Source organism: Aestuariivirga sp., from assembly GCF_047600585.1.
In the GTDB taxonomy this organism is placed as follows: domain Bacteria; phylum Pseudomonadota; class Alphaproteobacteria; order Rhizobiales; family Aestuariivirgaceae; genus Aestuariivirga.
The window spans coordinates 1,393,571-1,410,046 of sequence record NZ_JASGKP010000001.1 but is presented as its reverse complement, the minus strand read 5'-3'; the positions used below and the strand labels follow the sequence as shown (position 1 = coordinate 1,410,046).

Here is a 16,476-nt window from a genome sequence, read left to right as displayed (position 1 = left end):
GGGGTCACTTCATCGTAAGGGTGATGGTGTCGATGTGGGCGGCGGCCACCTGCACGGACTTGAGCAGGTTCTCGATCGAGGCCGCCACGGTGTCGAGGATCGGCGCCGGATAGACACCGAAGAAGAGCGTCAGCACCACGAGCGGCGCCAGCGTGGCAAGCTCGCGGGGTGTCATGTCGGGCATCCAGGTGAGCGAGCTCTTCTCAAGCTTGCCGAAGACCACGCGGCGGTAAAGCCACAGCGCATAGCCCGCCGAGAGGATCACACCCGTGGTGGCGAAGAAGGCCACCCAGGTATTGTTCTGGAAGGTGCCGAGCAGCGTCAGGAATTCGCCAACGAAGCCGGAGGAGCCCGGCAGGCCCACGTTCGCCATGGTGAAGAGCATGAACACAGCCGCATAGAGCGGCATGCGGTTCACAAGCCCGCCATAGGCGGCGATCTCGCGGGTGTGCATGCGGTCGTACACCACGCCCACGCAGAGGAACAGCGCGCCCGAAACGAGGCCGTGGCTGATCATCTGGAACATGGCGCCGTCGATGCCCTGACGGGTCAGCGAGAAGATGCCCATGGTGACGAAGCCCATGTGCGCCACCGACGAATAGGCGATGAGCTTCTTCATGTCCTCCTGCATGAGGGCGACGAGCGAAGTGTAGACGATCGCCACCACCGACAGCACATAGACGAAGTTCTGGAAGTAGAGGCTCGCATCCGGGAACATCGGCAGCGAGAAGCGCAGGAAGCCGTAGCCACCCATCTTCAGCAGGATCGCTGCCAGGATGACGGAGCCTGCCGTGGGCGCTTCCACGTGCGCATCGGGCAGCCAGGTGTGCACCGGCCACATCGGCATCTTCACCGCGAAGGATGCGAAGAAGGCGAGCCACAGCCACGTCTGCATTTCCGGCGGGAAGGCCTTGGGCGTTGCCAGCAGGGTTGCGATGTCGGTCGTGCCCGCATGCCAGTACATTGCGATGATGGCGAGCAGCATCAGCACCGAGCCGAGCAGCGTGTAGAGGAAGAACTTGAACGAGGCATAGACGCGCCGCGGCCCGCCCCAGATGCCGATGATCAGGAACATCGGGATGAGGCCCGCTTCGAACAGCACGTAGAACAGCACCAGGTCGAGCGCCACGAAGACGCCGATCATCAGCGTTTCCAGCACGAGGAAGGCGATCATGTATTCGCGCACCCGCTTCTCGACGTGCCACGAGGCAAGGATGCAGATCGGCATCAGGAAGGTGGTGAGCATGACGAGCGGCATGGAAATGCCGTCGACGCCGAGCTTGTAGGTGGCAAGGCCGCCCATCCAGGCATGGGTTTCAACAAGCTGGAAGCCGTGGTCCGCCATGGTGAAGTTGAGCGGAATGAGGATCGACACCGCGAAGGTGATGAGCGTCGTCCACAGCGCCGTGTAGCGGGCGCGGCGGGCGGTCGCCTCCTCGTCGGAACCGGTGAAGAGCAGCGTCAGCGCGCCGACCAGCGGCAGGAAGGTGACGACCGTAAGCAAGGGCCAGTTCATTTAGTGTGCGCCCCCAAATGAGAACCAGGAAACGAGTGCGGCCACGCCGATCAGCATGGCGAAGGCGTAGTGGTAGACATAGCCTGTCTGCAGGCGGACAACCCTGTTGGTGACATCGATGACCCGCGCCGAGACGCCATCGGGGCCGAGGCCGTCGATGACGGCGCCATCGCCCTTCTTCCACAGGAAGCGGCCAAGCCACATGGCCGGGCGCACGAAGATGAGGTCATAGAGCTCGTCGAAATACCACTTGTTGAGCAGGAACTGGTAGACCGGCTGGTGCATCGCCGCGATCTTCTTCGGCAATTCGGTGTTCCACAGATAGAACAGCGAGGCGAAGCACAGGCCGGAGAGCATGGCGATCGTGGCCGACCACTTCACGAGGATGGGCACCTCATGGATCTGGTGAACGATCTCGTTCTCCGTGGACCGGAAGATCGACTTGCCCCAGAACACCGCCTCCTCATGTCCCATGAAGTAGTGCTCGAACGCGAAGCCCGCCACCACGGCGCCAAGCGCCAGCACATAGAGCGGGATCAGCATCACGTTGCTGCTCTCGTGCACGTGGTCCATCGTCTCCTTGTCGGCGCGAGGCGCGCCGTTGAAGGTCATGAAGGCCAGGCGCCAGGAATAGAACGAGGTGAAGAAGGCGGCGATCACCAGAAGGCCGAAGGCAAAGAGGTGGGGCGCTGCCTGTGAGGCATAGGCCGTCTCGATGATGGCGTCCTTGGAGTGGAAGCCGGCAAAGCCGAAGAAACCGGGAATGCCCACGCCGGTAAGCGCGAAGGTGCCGATCAGCATCATCGCCCAGGTGATGCGGATGTGCGGGGCAAGGCCGCCCATCTTGCGCATGTCCTGCTCGCCCGACATGGCATGGATCACCGAACCGGCGCCGAGGAACAGCAGCGCCTTGAAGAAGGCGTGGGTGAAGAGGTGGAAGATGCCGATGCCATAGGCCCCTGCTCCCATTGCCACGAACATGTAGCCGAGTTGCGAACAGGTGGAATAGGCGATGACGCGCTTGATGTCGTTCTGAACGAGGCCGACCGAGGCGGCGAAGAAGGCGGTGATCGCACCCACCACCATCACGACGTCACGCGCGGTGGGTGCCAGTTCGAAGAGCGGCGAAAGGCGGGCCACGAGGAACACGCCCGCGGTCACCATGGTGGCGGCGTGGATGAGGGCGGAAACCGGCGTCGGGCCTTCCATGGCGTCCGGCAGCCAGGTGTGCAGCAGGAACTGCGCCGACTTGCCCATGGCGCCCATGAACAGCAGCAGGCAGAGCACGGTCAGCGTGTCGAGGTCCCATGAGAGGAAGTGCATGGTCTTGCCCACGGCCTGCGGGGCGGCAGCGAAGATCGCATCGAATTCCACCGAGCCATAGACCATGAAGACGCCGAAGATACCGAGCGCGAAGCCGAAGTCACCGACGCGGTTCACCACGAAGGCCTTGATGGCGGCAGCATTGGCCGAGGGCCGCGTGTACCAGAAGCCGATGAGGAGATAGGAGGCAAGGCCCACACCTTCCCAGCCGAAGAACATCTGGATCAGGTTGTCGCTCGTCACCAGCATGAGCATGGCGAAGGTGAAGAGCGAGAGATAGGCGAAGAAGCGCGGCTGGTGCTCGTCGTGGCTCATGTAGCCCAGCGAATAGAGGTGCACGAGCGCCGACACCGTGTTCACCACCACCAGCATCACAGACGTCAGCGTGTCGATGCGGAGCGACCACGAGGACTGCAGGGTACCGGAGGTGATCCAGCGCAGCACTTCCACCTTGGTGTCGTGGCCCTCATGGAGGAAGCCCCAGAAGTTCACCCAGGAGAGGATCGCCGCCACGAAGAGGAACGCCGTGGTGAGATACATGGGCCACATCGGCCCGTGATAGTGCCCGCCATGGCCGTGGTCGTCATGGTCGTGCCCGTGGTCGCCATGGCCGTCGTGGCCATGCGCATCATGGCCGTGGCCGCCGTAGACGGCACTGTCGGACCCCATGTTGCGGAACAGCGAGGTGCCGAAGAGCCCTGCGATGATCGCGCCCAGAAGCGGAAGGAAGACGATTGCCTGATACATGATGCGTCCCGTCAGCCCTTCATGAGTGTGATGTCGTCAACGGCGATGGAGCCGCGATTGCGGAAATAGGTGACGAGGATGGCAAGGCCGATGGCAGCCTCGGCGGCGGCCACCGTGAGAACGAGAAGCGCGAAGACCTGGCCCACCAGATCGTTGAGCGCCGTCGAGAAGGCCACAAGGTTGATGTTAACGGCGAGCAGGATCAGCTCCACCGACATCATGATGATGATGACGTTCTTGCGGTTCAGGAAGATGCCGAAAATGCCGATCGTGAAGAGGATGGCGGCGACGGTGAGGTAGTGTGAAAGACCGATCATCTCAGATCCCCTGCCCCGGTTCGACTTTGCGGATCTCGATGGCGGTCGCCGGGTTGCGGGCCACCTGTGCGGCAATGTTCTGGCGCTTCACGCCTTCCTTGTGACGGAGCGTGAGCACGATGGCACCCACCATGGCGACGAGTAGCACAAGGCCGGACGCCTGGAACCAGTAGACATATTTCGTGTAGAGGATTTCGCCGATCGCCGCGGTGTTGGAGACGCCGGCCGCCGGTGCGGGCGCGCCCGCAGCCTTCAGCGCCTCGGGTGAGATCGTCCATGTGCCGAAGACGAGTGCCAGTTCCACGAGCACGATGAGGCCGATGACGCCGCCCACCGGCAGATAGTTCGCCATGCCTTCGCGCAGCTTCACGAAGTCCACATCCAGCATCATCACCACGAAGAGGAAGAGCACGGCAACGGCGCCGACGTAGACCACCACCAGAATCATGGCGAGGAACTCCGCCCCCATCAGGATGAAGAGGCCGGCGGCGTTGAAGAAGCAGAGGATCAGGAACAGCACGGAGTGAACCGGGTTCCGCGATGATATCACCATCACGGCGGAGGCCACCGAGAGGGCTGCGAAGAGATAGAAGAAGAAGGTTGCGGCCATGGGACTGTCCTCAGCGGTATGGCGCGTCGAGCGCCATGTTGCGGGCGATCTCCCGCTCCCAGCGGTCGCCGTTGGCGAGGAGCTTGTCCTTGTTGTAGAGCAGCTCTTCACGGGTTTCGGTGGCCCACTCGAAGTTGGGGCCTTCGACGATGGCATCAACCGGGCAGGCTTCCTGGCAGAAGCCGCAGTAGATGCACTTCACCATGTCGATGTCGTAGCGGGTGGTGCGGCGGGTGCCGTCATTGCGGCGCGGACCAGCTTCAATGGTGATCGCCTGTGCCGGGCAGATCGCTTCGCACAGCTTGCAGGCGATGCAGCGTTCCTCGCCATTGGGATAGCGCCGCAAGGCATGTTCGCCACGGAAGCGCGGAGAGAGAATGCCCTTCTCGTGCGGGTAGTTCAGCGTCGCCTTGGGCGCCACAAGATACTTGAGGGCAAGCCAGAAGGCGGAGGCGAACTCCAGCAGGAAAAGTGAGCGGGCAGCGGCGGCAAGGCGCATCTTAGTGGGCTCCCGGAGTGAAGAATTGCGCGCCCACGAGGTAGCCGAGAACCGGCAACACGACGAGCGCCTGCAGGCGGACGATGAGGTTGATGAGGGCCGGGCTGCGGCCCTGGCTGTAGGTCACCTTCGCCAGTTCGTGGCGATGGCTGAGCACGGGATAGACGGCGCGCGCGAACACCCACACTTCCACCAGCCCCAGGGCGAGGAAGACGAGCGCGAAGGCGATGCCGTGGAGACTGAGCGTCATGTCGGCAGCCATCCCATGGTCACGAGAACGCCGGCGGTCAGCGCCACCCAGAACAGCGAGATGGGCAGGAACACCTTCCAGCCCAGCCGCATCAGCTGGTCATATCGGTAGCGCGGCACGATGGTCTTCACCATGGCGAACATGAAGAAGACGAAGACGAGCTTGAGCACGAACCACACGACACCCGGCACCCAGGCGAGGAAGGGCACATCGACGATCGGCAGCCAGCCGCCGAGGAAGAGGATCGTGGTCATGGCGCACATGAGCGTGATCGCCACGTATTCGCCGAGCATGAACAACAGGTACGGTGTCGAGGAATACTCCACCATGTGGCCGGCGACGAGTTCCGATTCCGCTTCCACGAGATCGAAGGGCGGACGGTTCGTTTCGGCGAGCGCCGAGATGAAGAAGATCACGAACATCGGCAACAGCGGCAGCCAGTACCAGTCGAGGAAGGAGTTCGGCAGCCCGAGCATGGTGCCAAGCCCCGTCTTCTGCGAGAGCACGATCTGGCTGAGGTTCAGCGAACCGGCGCAGAGCAGCACGGTGATGATGACGAAGCCGATCGAGACTTCATAAGAGACCATCTGAGCGGCAGAGCGGAGTGCCGCGAGGAAGGGATATTTCGAGTTCGAGGCCCAGCCGCCCATGATCACGCCATAGACGCCGAGCGACGAGAGCGCGAAGAGATAGAGCACGCCAACGTTGATGTCGGCGATGGCCCAGCCCTCGTTGAGCGGGATCACCGCCCAGGCGGCGAGTGCCAGCACCGCCGTCACGATGGGGGCGATGATGAACACGCCCTTGTTGGCGCTGTCCGGAATGACCACTTCCTTGAAGACGAACTTCAGCAGGTCAGCGAAGGATTGCAGAATGCCCCAGGGGCCCACCACGTTGGGGCCGCGGCGCATCATCACTGCCGCCCAGACCTTGCGGTCGAAGTAGATGAGCAGCGAGACGGTGATCAGCAGCGCGATGAGGAGCGCCACGCTTTGCAGCGCGATCAGGCCGATCAGGGTGACAAGTTCCATCATGGGCTTACTCCGCCGCCTTCATCTTGCGGCCCGACTTGAGAGCCGAGCAGTCGCCCATGATGCGCGAGGCGCGGGCAATCGGGTTGGTGAGGTAGAAATCGCGGATGGGCGAGGCGAAGCCGGCCTTGTCGGTGCGGCCCTCGCCTGCCGAAAGCTCCGAGAGCTGGTCGGCATTGGCTTTGGTCACGCGGTTGAGGGCGGCAAGCTGCGGCGCAACCTTGTACATGGCGGCGCGCAGTTCCTCGATGGTGGTCCAGCCGAGGCCCGCACCCAGTTCATCCGACAGCGCCTTGATGATGGCCCAGTCCTCACGCGCGTCTCCCGGCGGGAAGGCGGCACGAAGGGCAAGCTGCGGCCGGCCCTCGGTGTTGACGTAGGTTCCGGTCTTTTCGGTATAGGCGGCACCCGGCAAGATCACGTCGGCGCGGTGTGCGCCGGCATCACCGTGGCTTCCCATGTAGACGACGAAGGTGGTGCCGAGGCCCTGCATGTCGATCTCGTCGACACCCGCCAGGAACACCACGTCGAGATTGCCCTTGCCCGCAGCAGCGATGATGCCGCCGGTGGCGAGGCCACCCTCGCCCGGCAGCGCGCAGACGTCGAGCGCGCCGACGCGGCCAGCAGCGGTGTGAAGCACGTTGAAGCCGTTCCAGTCACCGCGCACGACGCCCATGGCGGCTGCGGACTTGGCAGCGAGTGCCAGCACGGCCGCACCGTCGCCGCGCGAGAGAGCCCCCTGCCCGATGATGATCATCGGCTTCTGGGCCTTGTCGGGCAACAGTTCGGCAAGGCGGGTCAGCGTTTCGGTGCCGGCGCCCAAGTGATTGTACTTGTAGGTGAGGTCGGCCTTTTCGCCGATCACGCCCACGAAGCAGCCGCCGCGCGCCGCGCGCTTGCGGATGCGCGCATTCAGCACCGGCGCTTCGAGACGCGGGTTGGTGCCCACGAGGATGATGGCGTCGGCCTCTTCGATGCCGGCGATAGTCGAGTTGAAGATGTAGCCGGCACGGCCGCCATGCTCGCCCAGCGGCGAACCATCCTGGCGGCAGTCGATGTTGTTGACGCCGAGCCTCATCGCCAGTTCCTTGAGCGAGAAGGCTTCCTCGGCGGAGACGAGATCACCCAGCAGGATCGCGGTGCGCGACGGCCCGGCGGCCTTCATCTTCTGGGCGACGCGCGACAGCGCTTCCGTCCACGATGCCGGGCGGAGCTTGCCCATCTCGCGCACATAGGGCTGGTCGAGGCGCTGGGTGCGCAGGCCGTCCCAGACGAAGCGGCTCTTGTCGGAGATCCACTCCTCGTTCACGTCCTCATGGGTGCGCGGCAGGATACGCAGCACTTCGCGGCCACGCACGTCCACGCGGATGTTGGAGCCCACGGCGTCCATCACGTCGACGGTTTCGGTCTTGCGCAGTTCCCACGGACGGGCCTTGAACTCGTAAGGCTTGGAGGTGAGCGCGCCCACCGGGCACAGGTCGATGATGTTGCCCTGCAGTTCCGAGGTGATGATGCGGTCGAGATAGGTGGTGATCTCCACGTCCTCGCCGCGGCCGATGAGGCCCATGTCGGTGATGCCCGCCACTTCGGTGGTGAAGCGCACGCAGCGGGTGCACTGGATGCAGCGGTTCATCTGCGTCTTCACCAGCGGACCGAAATCCTTGTCCTCCACCGCGCGCTTGTTCTCGTGGAAGCGGTTCTTGGAAATGCCATAGGCCATGGCCTGGTCCTGCAGGTCGCACTCGCCGCCCTGATCGCAGATCGGGCAATCCAGCGGGTGGTTGATCAGCAGGAATTCCATCACGCCCTCGCGGGCCTTCTTCACCATCGGCGTGTTGGTGAACACCTCCGGCGGCTCGCCGTTGGGGCCGGGGCGGAGATCGTTTACCGACATGGCGCAGGAGGCCTGCGGCTTGGGCGGGCCGCCCTTCACTTCGATCAGGCACATGCGGCAGTTGCCCGCCACCGAAAGGCGCTCGTGATAGCAGAAGCGCGGCACTTCCTTGCCCATCTGCTCGCAGGCCTGCAGCAGGGTCATGCCGTTCTCGAAATCGCCTTCGACGCCGTCAATCTTGATCTTTGGCATTATGCACACCTCAAGGAGCGCATGCGCTCCACATCCATCACTTCCGCCCAGCCGAAGGCGTGCTCGGAAGGTCCATTCTGTTCATAGTGCTGCAGGCGGGCCCAGGCCTCGTCCAGCGTCGGCTGATGCCCTTCGGGCACATGCCAGAACACCATGTGCGGCTTGTCCATCAGGTCAAACCACTCCTGCTTGCGCCGGTAGAACTGCGCATGCACGGTCTTGAAAACATAGTTCTCGAGGGACTTGGCGTCGGTCCACACCGAGAGGTTCACCGCCATGTCGTCGCCGACACGGAAATCGGTGGCGTTGTTGTTGTCGCCCTTGAGCCGCCAGACGAAGCCCGGCGAACGCTCGGCAAGCGCGTTCACACGGTCCAGGTTCTCCATGAACCCGGCCATGCGGGCATCCGTTGTCGGATACCTGAACTTGCCGATGTTGAGCTCCGCCAGGTGCATCAGGTCACTCCGCTGCGTGGCGCACCGCGCCATCCTTGTCGGACCGGTAGGAGTATTCGTCGATGCGCTGCTCGATCACCGGGCGGAAGTGGTTGATCAGGCCCTGGATCGGCCAGGCCGCGGCATCGCCCAATGCACAGATGGTGTGGCCTTCGATCTGCTTGGTCACGTCGAACAGCATGTCGATCTCGCGCTTCTCGGCGCGGCCTTCGCTCATGCGGGTGAGAACGCGCCACATCCAGCCCGTGCCTTCGCGGCAGGGCGTGCACTGGCCGCAGGACTCGTGCTTATAGAAATACGAGAGGCGGGCAATGGTGCGGATGAGGTCGGTCGACTTGTCCATGACGATCACCGCCGCCGTGCCGAGGCCCGAGCGCAGCTTCATCAGGCTGTCGAAATCCATCGGCGTGTCGATGATCTGTTCGGCCGGCACCATGCGCACCGACGAACCGCCGGGGATCACCGCCAGCAGGTTGTCCCAGCCGCCGCGCACGCCGCCGCAATGCTTGTCGATCAGTTCGCGGAAGGTGATGCCCATTTCCTCTTCCACGTTGCAGGGCTTGTTCACGTGGCCCGAGATGCAGAAGAGCTTGGTGCCCACGTTGTTGGGGCGGCCGATGGAATTGAACCAGGTGGCACCGCGGCGCAGGATCGTGCCGGCAACGGCAATCGACTCCACGTTGTTCACCGTGGTGGGCGCGCCATAGAGGCCGACGTTCGCCGGGAACGGCGGCTTCATGCGCGGCTGGCCCTTCTTGCCCTCGAGGCTTTCGAGCATCGCGGTTTCTTCGCCGCAGATGTACGCACCGGCACCGTGGTGGACGACGATGTCCATGTCCCAGCCGTGGATGTTGTTCTTGCCGATGAGGCGCGCCTCGTAGGCCTGGTCGACGGCGGCCTGCAGGCGCTCGCGTTCGCGGATGTATTCGCCGCGCACGTAGATGAAGGTGGTGTTGCAGCCCATGGCCATGCCGGCCAGCAGGCAGCCTTCCACGAGAAGGTGCGGATCATGCCGCATGATCTCGCGGTCCTTGCAGGTGCCCGGTTCGGATTCGTCGGCGTTGACGACAAGGTAGTGCGGGCGCTCGCCCACCACCTTCGGCATGAACGACCACTTGAGGCCGGTGGGGAAGCCGGCGCCGCCACGGCCGCGAAGACCGGAGGCCTTCACTTCGTTGACGATCCAGTCCCTGCCCTTGTCGATGAACGACTTGGTGTCGACCCAGCAGCCGCGCTGCTTGGCGCCTTCCAGGCCCCAGTCATGAAGGCCGTAGAGGTTGGTGAAGATGCGGTCCTTGTCAGCGAGCATGGCTTACTTCTTCCCCGGCTTCTGGCCCACGTCCGAGTCCGGACGCCAGCCCTTCGCCAGCTTCTTGGCTTGCTTGATCCACTCGTCGCGCTTGGCGCGGCCCTTGAAGCCTTCCAGCTTCTCGTCCACCCAGGCGAGTTCCTTGGCCGACCATGAGGCGATCTGGTCGAAGTGCCAGACACCGATCTTGTTCAGCAGCTTTTCCAGCGCCGGTCCCACGCCCCAGATGAGCTTGAGATCATCAGCGGCGCCACGCGGCTTCGAGAGAAGCTCGGGGCGGCCCTCGATTTCCTTGGCAGCGGACTTGATCACGCCCTTGTCGGGTGCCGGTGCCTTGGCGGCGGGAGCCTCTTCCTTCGGCGTCCTGGTGGCGGCCTTCACAACCTTGTCCGGCGTGGTGCGCACGATGCCGGTTTCGGCCTGCGCCTTCTCGGATGCGACGGTGCCCGGCGCGGACGACACGGCTTCCTTGCTGACAGCGGCGTCGCGCTGGGCATTGGCCGCCTTGGCGGCGAGCGTCACCGGGCGGATCTCTTCCGGCTTGGGCTTGGTCTCGGCCGGGGCCGGAATGGGTTGCGCCGTGGCGGGTGCCGGTGCGGCGGCGGCAGGAGCCGGAGCAGCAGGTGCTGCCGGGGCGGCGGCAGGCGCCGGTGCCGGAGCCGCGGCGGCGGGTGCAGCTGGTGCAGCGGCCGGAGGCGGCGGCGGCGGGGCCTCGACGCGCTTGAAGGTGCGCTGGCCCTTGTAGAGATTCTTGTCGATGAGCGCCGTCGGGCCGCCTTCCGGGGCCGAGTGCTGGCGCTCGATCTGCGTGCCCACCTTCACCCTGCGGCCGATCGCGAGATCGTCGATCAGTTGCGACAGGGACTCCGGTGTCAGGTCTTCATAGGTGTCCTTGAACACCTGCACCATCGGCGCGTTCACACAGGAGCCGAGGCATTCCACCTCTTCCCACGAGAGATTGCCGTCGGCGGTCACGTGATGCGGTTCGGGATGGATCTTGTTCTTGCAGACCTTGATCAGGTCTTCGGCGCCACGCAGCTGGCAGGCGATCGTGCCGCAGACCTGGATGTGGGCGCGCTTTCCCACCGGCGAGAGCTGGAACATCGTGTAGAAGGTCGCCACCTCGAGCACGCGGGTGTAGGCCATGCCCAGCATCTCGGCCACGTATTCGATGGCGGCGCGGGTGGTCCAGCCTTCCTGTTCCTGGGCCCGCCAGAGCAGCGGGATCACCGCCGAGGCCTGCTTGCCGGGCGGATATTTTGCGATGGTCTGCTTCGCCCACACCAGATTGTCCGGCGTGAAGACGAAAGTGTCGGGCTGTTCGGGATCGAGACGACGGACGCTCACCGGTCCACCTCACCAAAAACGATATCAATGGAGCCGAGAACGGCGGAAATGTCGGCCAGCATGTGGCCGCGGCAGAGGAAGTCCATCGCCTGCAGATGGGCGAAGCCCGGCGCGCGGATGCGGCAGCGGTACGGCTTGTTGGTGCCGTCGGACACGAGATAGACGCCGAACTCGCCCTTCGGCGCTTCCACGGCGGCATAGACCTCGCCTTCCGGAACCTTGTAGCCTTCGGTGTAGAGCTTGAAGTGATGGATCAGTGCTTCCATCGACTTCTTCATTTCGCCGCGCTTGGGCGGAACAACCTTGCCGTCGGTGGACGACACAGGCCCCTGCCCCGCGGACGACGACAGCAGCTCCACGCACTGCTTCATGATCTTGGTGGCTTCGCGCATTTCCTGCATGCGCATCAGATAGCGGTCGAAGTTGTCGCCGTTCTTGCCGACCGGAATGTCGAAGTCGAGTTCGGAATAGCACTCGTAGGGCTGGGCGCGGCGCAAGTCCCACGCCACGCCGCAGCTGCGCAGGTTCACGCCGCTGAAGCCGCGGGCCAGCGCGTCTTCCAGCGAGATGATGCCGATGTCGACATTGCGCTGCTTGAAGATGCGGTTGCCGGTCAGCAGCGTTTCGATGTCGTCGAGCACCTTGGGATGGGTCTCGCAGAAATGGCCGATGTCATCGATCAGCTTCTGCGGCAGGTCCTGGTGCACGCCACCCGGACGGATATAGGCCGCATGCATGCGGCTTCCGCTGGCGCGCTCATAGAACACCATGAGCTTTTCGCGTTCCTCGAAGCCCCAGAGCGGCGGCGTCAGCGCGCCCACGTCGAGGGCCTGCGTCGTCACGTTGATCATGTGGGCGAGGATGCGGCCGATCTCGGAATAGAGAACGCGGATCAGCTGGCCGCGCTTCGGCACGGTGATGCCCAGAAGTTTTTCGGTGGCCAGCGCGAAGGCGTGTTCCTGGTTCATCGGCGCCACGTAGTCGAGGCGGTCGAAATAGGGCACGGCTTGGAGATAGGTCTTCTGTTCGATCAGCTTTTCGGTGCCGCGATGCAAGAGGCCGATGTGCGGATCGACGCGGGTAACGACTTCGCCGTCGAGGTCGAGCACCATGCGCAGCACGCCGTGCGCGGCCGGATGCTGCGGGCCGAAGTTGAGGGAGAAATTGCGGGTGGTGACTTCGCTCATTACTTCGCCTTCTCATCACCGGGCAGCACGTACTTCCCGCCTTCCCAGGGCGAGAGGTAATCGAACTGCCTGAATTCCTGGACGAGCTTCACGGGCTCGTAGACGACCCGCTTCTGCTCTTCGTCGTAGCGCACTTCCACATAGCCGGTGGTCGGGAAGTCCTTGCGCAGGGGGTGCCCCTGGAAGCCGTAGTCCGAGAGCATGCGGCGGAGGTCCGGGTGGCCGGAGAAGACAATGCCGAACATGTCGTAGACTTCGCGCTCGAACCAGTTGGCGCCGGGGAAGACATCGACGATCGACGGCACGTCGTCCGCCTCACCCGCCTCCAGCTTGATGCGGATGCGCGTGTTCTTGTAGGGGCTCAGCAGGTGATAGACGACCTCGAAGCGCTTCTCGCGGTCCGGGTAGTCCACCGCCGTCACGTCGATGAAGCTGACGAAGCGGCATTCCGGATCATCGCGCAGGAAGGTGAGCAACGGCACGATGTTGGCCGCGTCGGTGAGAACGGTGAGTTCCCCGTAGGCGATCTTCGTGCCCAGAACCGCGTCACCCAGCCGGGCTTTCGCATGTTCTGCGATCGCTGCAAGTTTTTCTGTCATCTCAACGCTCGATCGTTCCGGTACGGCGGATCTTCTTCTGCAACATCAGCACGCCATACAGCAGGGCTTCTGCGGTGGGCGGGCAACCGGGAATGTAGATGTCAACGGGCACGATACGGTCGCAGCCGCGCACCACCGAGTAGGAATAGTGGTAGTAGCCGCCGCCATTGGCGCAGGAGCCCATGGAAATGACGTAGCGCGGCTCCGGCATCTGGTCGTAGACCTTGCGGAGTGCGGGCGCCATCTTGTTGGTCAGCGTGCCGGCGACGATCATTACGTCCGACTGGCGCGGCGAGGCGCGCGGCGCAAAGCCGAAGCGCTCCACGTCATAGCGCGGCATCGAGGTGTGCATCATTTCGACGGCGCAGCAGGCGAGGCCGAAGGTCATCCACATCAGCGAGCCGGTGCGGGCCCAGTTGATGAGGTCGTCGGAAGTGGTGACGAGAAAGCCCTTGTCGGCGAGTTCAGCGTTGATTTCGGTGAAATACTCGCGCTGCTCGGGCGTTGCGCGCTCGATCAATCCCATTCGAGTGCTCCTTTGCGCCATTCATAGATGAAGCCGATGGTCAAAACGGCGAGGAAGATCATCATCGACCAGAAGCCGAAGAGGCCGATCTTCCCGAGGCTCACCGCCCAGGGGAACAGGAAGGCCACTTCCAGGTCGAAGATGATGAAGAGAATGGAGACGAGATAGAACCGCACGTCGAATTTCATGCGGGCATCGTCAAAGGCGTTGAAACCGCATTCGTAAGCGGAGAGTTTCTCGGCGTCCGGCTTGCGGTAGGCGATCAGCATCGGCGCGATCATCAGCGCCAGGGCAATGAACGTGGCGACGCCCATGAATATGGCGATTGGCAAATAGGCTTGCAGAAGTTCTGGCATGACCCCTCGACTCCGGAAGCCATTGGACTCGCTTCGCGGATTGGGGGCTTGGTAGCGCAGCAACCCGTCATCCGCAAGCATGACAAATGGTCCCGGGAATGGCTGAAAACTCATGCCAGCCATAGCGGGGAGTCGGAGGTGGGGGATGATTTTGCCCAGCAAACGGGCACAGTCCCAGCCCCTGCCCTGCTCGCTACACCTTCAAAGGGGCCCGGAACCTACCGACGCGTGTAATTCTTGCGGCTGCAGCATGGCGACACCAGCAACTAGGGCGCCATTGGAACACTGAGGAATTCGGCGGCCTCAGTCAAAAAAGAAGGGGCAGCAAATGCTGCCCCTTCCGACTGCTGGAGAGCAGTTCTTCAGCAATTGCTGCCGGCACAGGCCGAAGCGCCACCCGAAGCCGAGGCCGAAGCGCCGAACCAGGATTCGCTGGCCTTCGCCCGGCCATGGGCGTCGGCGCCTGCAGTGGTCTTGCCCGAAGTGTCGGCGTTCGCCTTGTTGACCACTTCCGCACGAAGGCCGCGGCCTACGCTGGCTTCCGACTTGTTGAAACCAGAAGCGCTGGCGGTCTTGCCGGCTTCGGCAGTTCCGACCATTGCAAAAAGGGCAACGCCGGCGACCATCGTGTACACAAACTTCTTCATTTTACTAACTCCTGTTGTCACTCTATAGAGGCCCCCACTGAACTCTAACACAACTCACCAATAAAAGCAAGCAAAAAGCAGGTAGTTCAATCATTTTGAGAAGCTTTTACTTGCTGCCTAGTGCCGAAAAACCGCTACTCAGTCATTCAACTTGAGTTTTGCTTTCGAGGCACGCTTCAACGCGGAGACCTTGATGGTCTTCCGCTTGAATTTACATTCCTCCCAACGCCAGTTCTTGTTCTCTTCGGCACCCTGGCATCGACCCACGGACAGCACTGCCTTGGGCGTGTATGTCGCTTGGGCATATGCGTAGGAATAACCGGACGACGACGCGTAGCTATGCGCCGACTGGGCATAGCCGCCAGCCTCCGCATAGGCGCGGGACCAGGCCGTCGTACGATCAGCATAGGCCTCTGCAAACATCGACGACCGCATGATTGCCCCCACCCGGCCGGAGGCCAAGGCGACAACATTCTCTGTACTACCCGTCACGGCGTAAGCGGACTTGCCCTTCACGACTGCCATGCTGAATGAGCCGACGCTGGTGTAGGAGACGGAGTATTGCGTGCGGCCCTTGTTGCCAGTGTATGTCATGCCCTCGGGCACGGCACTTGAGACGCTGGACATTCCGCGGCCGCTGTAGGCAAGCGCAAACGCACCATTTGACACAGTGGCATAGGCGATCAACTCTTTGGCTGAACTCTTGGCATAGGCCTTGCCGTAGTTACCGCTCAGCCCTGCAGCCACGGCACCGTTTCCAACAGCACCTGAGGCCGTGAGCGCTCCGGCCTGAGCCAGCGCTTCACGTGCCTTCCGCGAGGCTTTTGCCTCAGCCTTCGCAAATGTGCGAGTGAGCGATCCGGCGCCGGCACTATTAACTGCACCGCTTTCCGATGAGCCGGAACTTGAAGCTTGCGAACCCTTCTTGCCGTGCTGAGCGGATGCCGAATTCGTGGTTTCGGACTTTCCACCGGATTTACCCGGTCCACCCGCAGATGCTTCACCTCCGGAGCCCGAAGAGGCTGAAGCCCCATCTGCCAAAACTGGCAGGGAAGTTGATGTTACAACGACGGAGACGGCCAAAGCCGCCAATGCGCCGGAGGCAATCCGGCAACGCCACTTACCCACAAACATAACGCACGCTCCATACTCACATGACAAAGCAACGAAGTGGCCTCCGTAACCTTCGAAGTAAGTCGAGCCGCCCCCAAAGTAAGGGGCAAAACATCAAAAGTTGCAACCAATTTTAGGTTGCTAATTTACCCCTCTTTAACCCCACATGCAACCTTAGATAGCAGTTTTGAACATAAATTAGCCACCGTTGAACGCCGGTCAAAGAACCGTGCAAAGTGGAATTGAATAAATGCGCCCAACACACTTTATGCTGCATTCTCAGAGCCTTGCCCTACTCACATTCCTCAGAAATTATCAGGGAGAATTGACGGCAAAGGAGCATGAAACTTTTCCGCCAACTGCGATGCCTTAACCACGCCACAAAATACACACGCTATAATTGTGGCATTTTGTCCTGCTTTGGGACAGCTGTTTTCCCCCTCGAGAGGGCACGTTCAACCCGGACGAGCAATGCGCTTGCACTCATACTACACGCTGGCCATTTCCGCATGCTGCGTCCAGACCGCGAGGCCTCCAGCTGCGCAGGAATGATCACCA

At 62.6% G+C, this 16,476-nt stretch carries 16 protein-coding genes and 1 pseudogene; all 17 read right to left on the bottom strand.

The annotated features are described in order from the left end of the window. Positions 1-4: 4 nt before the first annotated feature. Positions 5-1,516, bottom strand: coding sequence for an NADH-quinone oxidoreductase subunit M (locus QM801_RS06870; RefSeq protein WP_415018464.1), 1,512 nt, complete (start codon positions 1,514-1,516; stop codon positions 5-7). Then, positions 1,517-3,586 (bottom strand): NADH-quinone oxidoreductase subunit L, encoded by a 2,070-nt coding sequence (gene nuoL, locus QM801_RS06865; protein WP_415018463.1) that lies wholly within the window; start codon positions 3,584-3,586, stop codon positions 1,517-1,519. Between the two features lie 11 nt (positions 3,587-3,597). After that, positions 3,598-3,903, bottom strand: coding sequence for an NADH-quinone oxidoreductase subunit NuoK (gene nuoK / locus QM801_RS06860; RefSeq protein WP_415018462.1), 306 nt, complete (start codon positions 3,901-3,903; stop codon positions 3,598-3,600). Position 3,904: 1 nt separating this feature from the next. After that, positions 3,905-4,513, bottom strand: a complete 609-nt coding sequence (locus QM801_RS06855) for an NADH-quinone oxidoreductase subunit J (protein WP_415018461.1) — start codon at positions 4,511-4,513, stop codon at positions 3,905-3,907. A gap of 10 nt (positions 4,514-4,523) precedes the next feature. Continuing rightward, positions 4,524-5,012 (bottom strand): NADH-quinone oxidoreductase subunit NuoI, encoded by a 489-nt coding sequence (gene nuoI, locus QM801_RS06850; protein WP_415018460.1) that lies wholly within the window; start codon positions 5,010-5,012, stop codon positions 4,524-4,526. A 1-nt stretch (position 5,013) separates the two neighbouring features. Next, entirely contained in the window at positions 5,014-5,262 is a 249-nt protein-coding gene (locus tag QM801_RS06845) for a hypothetical protein (RefSeq protein WP_415018459.1), read from the bottom strand. Beyond that, the gene (gene nuoH, locus QM801_RS06840) at positions 5,259-6,296 is read right to left on the bottom strand and encodes an NADH-quinone oxidoreductase subunit NuoH (protein ID WP_415018458.1); all 1,038 of its coding nucleotides are present in this window, start codon (positions 6,294-6,296) and stop codon (positions 5,259-5,261) included. The genes QM801_RS06845 and nuoH overlap by 4 nt, the downstream gene beginning before the upstream one ends. A 4-nt stretch (positions 6,297-6,300) precedes the next feature. After that, entirely contained in the window at positions 6,301-8,379 is a 2,079-nt protein-coding gene (gene nuoG, locus QM801_RS06835; RefSeq protein ID WP_415018457.1) for an NADH-quinone oxidoreductase subunit NuoG, read from the bottom strand. Beyond that, complete coding sequence (locus QM801_RS06830) at positions 8,379-8,834, bottom strand: DUF3291 domain-containing protein (RefSeq protein ID WP_415018456.1); 456 nt, start codon at positions 8,832-8,834, stop codon at positions 8,379-8,381. The genes nuoG and QM801_RS06830 overlap by 1 nt, the downstream gene beginning before the upstream one ends. A gap of 4 nt (positions 8,835-8,838) precedes the next feature. Continuing rightward, the gene (gene nuoF / locus QM801_RS06825; RefSeq protein WP_415018455.1) at positions 8,839-10,143 is read right to left on the bottom strand and encodes an NADH-quinone oxidoreductase subunit NuoF; all 1,305 of its coding nucleotides are present in this window, start codon (positions 10,141-10,143) and stop codon (positions 8,839-8,841) included. 3 nt (positions 10,144-10,146) lie between these two features. Continuing rightward, positions 10,147-11,490 (bottom strand): NADH-quinone oxidoreductase subunit NuoE, encoded by a 1,344-nt coding sequence (gene nuoE / locus QM801_RS06820; RefSeq protein WP_415018454.1) that lies wholly within the window; start codon positions 11,488-11,490, stop codon positions 10,147-10,149. Beyond that, the gene (locus QM801_RS06815) at positions 11,487-12,677 is read right to left on the bottom strand and encodes an NADH-quinone oxidoreductase subunit D (protein WP_415018453.1); all 1,191 of its coding nucleotides are present in this window, start codon (positions 12,675-12,677) and stop codon (positions 11,487-11,489) included. The genes nuoE and QM801_RS06815 overlap by 4 nt, the downstream gene beginning before the upstream one ends. Then, entirely contained in the window at positions 12,677-13,276 is a 600-nt protein-coding gene (locus tag QM801_RS06810; RefSeq protein WP_415018452.1) for an NADH-quinone oxidoreductase subunit C, read from the bottom strand. Before QM801_RS06810 ends, QM801_RS06815 begins: the two co-directional genes overlap by 1 nt. A 1-nt stretch (position 13,277) precedes the next feature. Then, a pseudogene (locus tag QM801_RS06805) lies at positions 13,278-13,763 on the bottom strand (NuoB/complex I 20 kDa subunit family protein); the annotation flags it as partial. 29 nt (positions 13,764-13,792) lie between these two features. Further along, entirely contained in the window at positions 13,793-14,158 is a 366-nt protein-coding gene (locus QM801_RS06800; RefSeq protein ID WP_415018451.1) for an NADH-quinone oxidoreductase subunit A, read from the bottom strand. A 362-nt stretch (positions 14,159-14,520) separates the two neighbouring features. Continuing rightward, on the bottom strand, positions 14,521-14,805 hold the full coding sequence (locus QM801_RS06795) for a hypothetical protein (RefSeq protein ID WP_415018450.1): 285 nt from the start codon (positions 14,803-14,805) through the stop codon (positions 14,521-14,523). 138 nt (positions 14,806-14,943) lie between these two features. Next, positions 14,944-15,939 carry a hypothetical protein gene (locus tag QM801_RS06790; RefSeq protein ID WP_415018449.1) on the bottom strand — a complete coding sequence of 332 codons (996 nt, stop codon included), beginning with the start codon at positions 15,937-15,939 and terminating at the stop codon, positions 14,944-14,946. Positions 15,940-16,476: the final 537 nt, after the last annotated feature.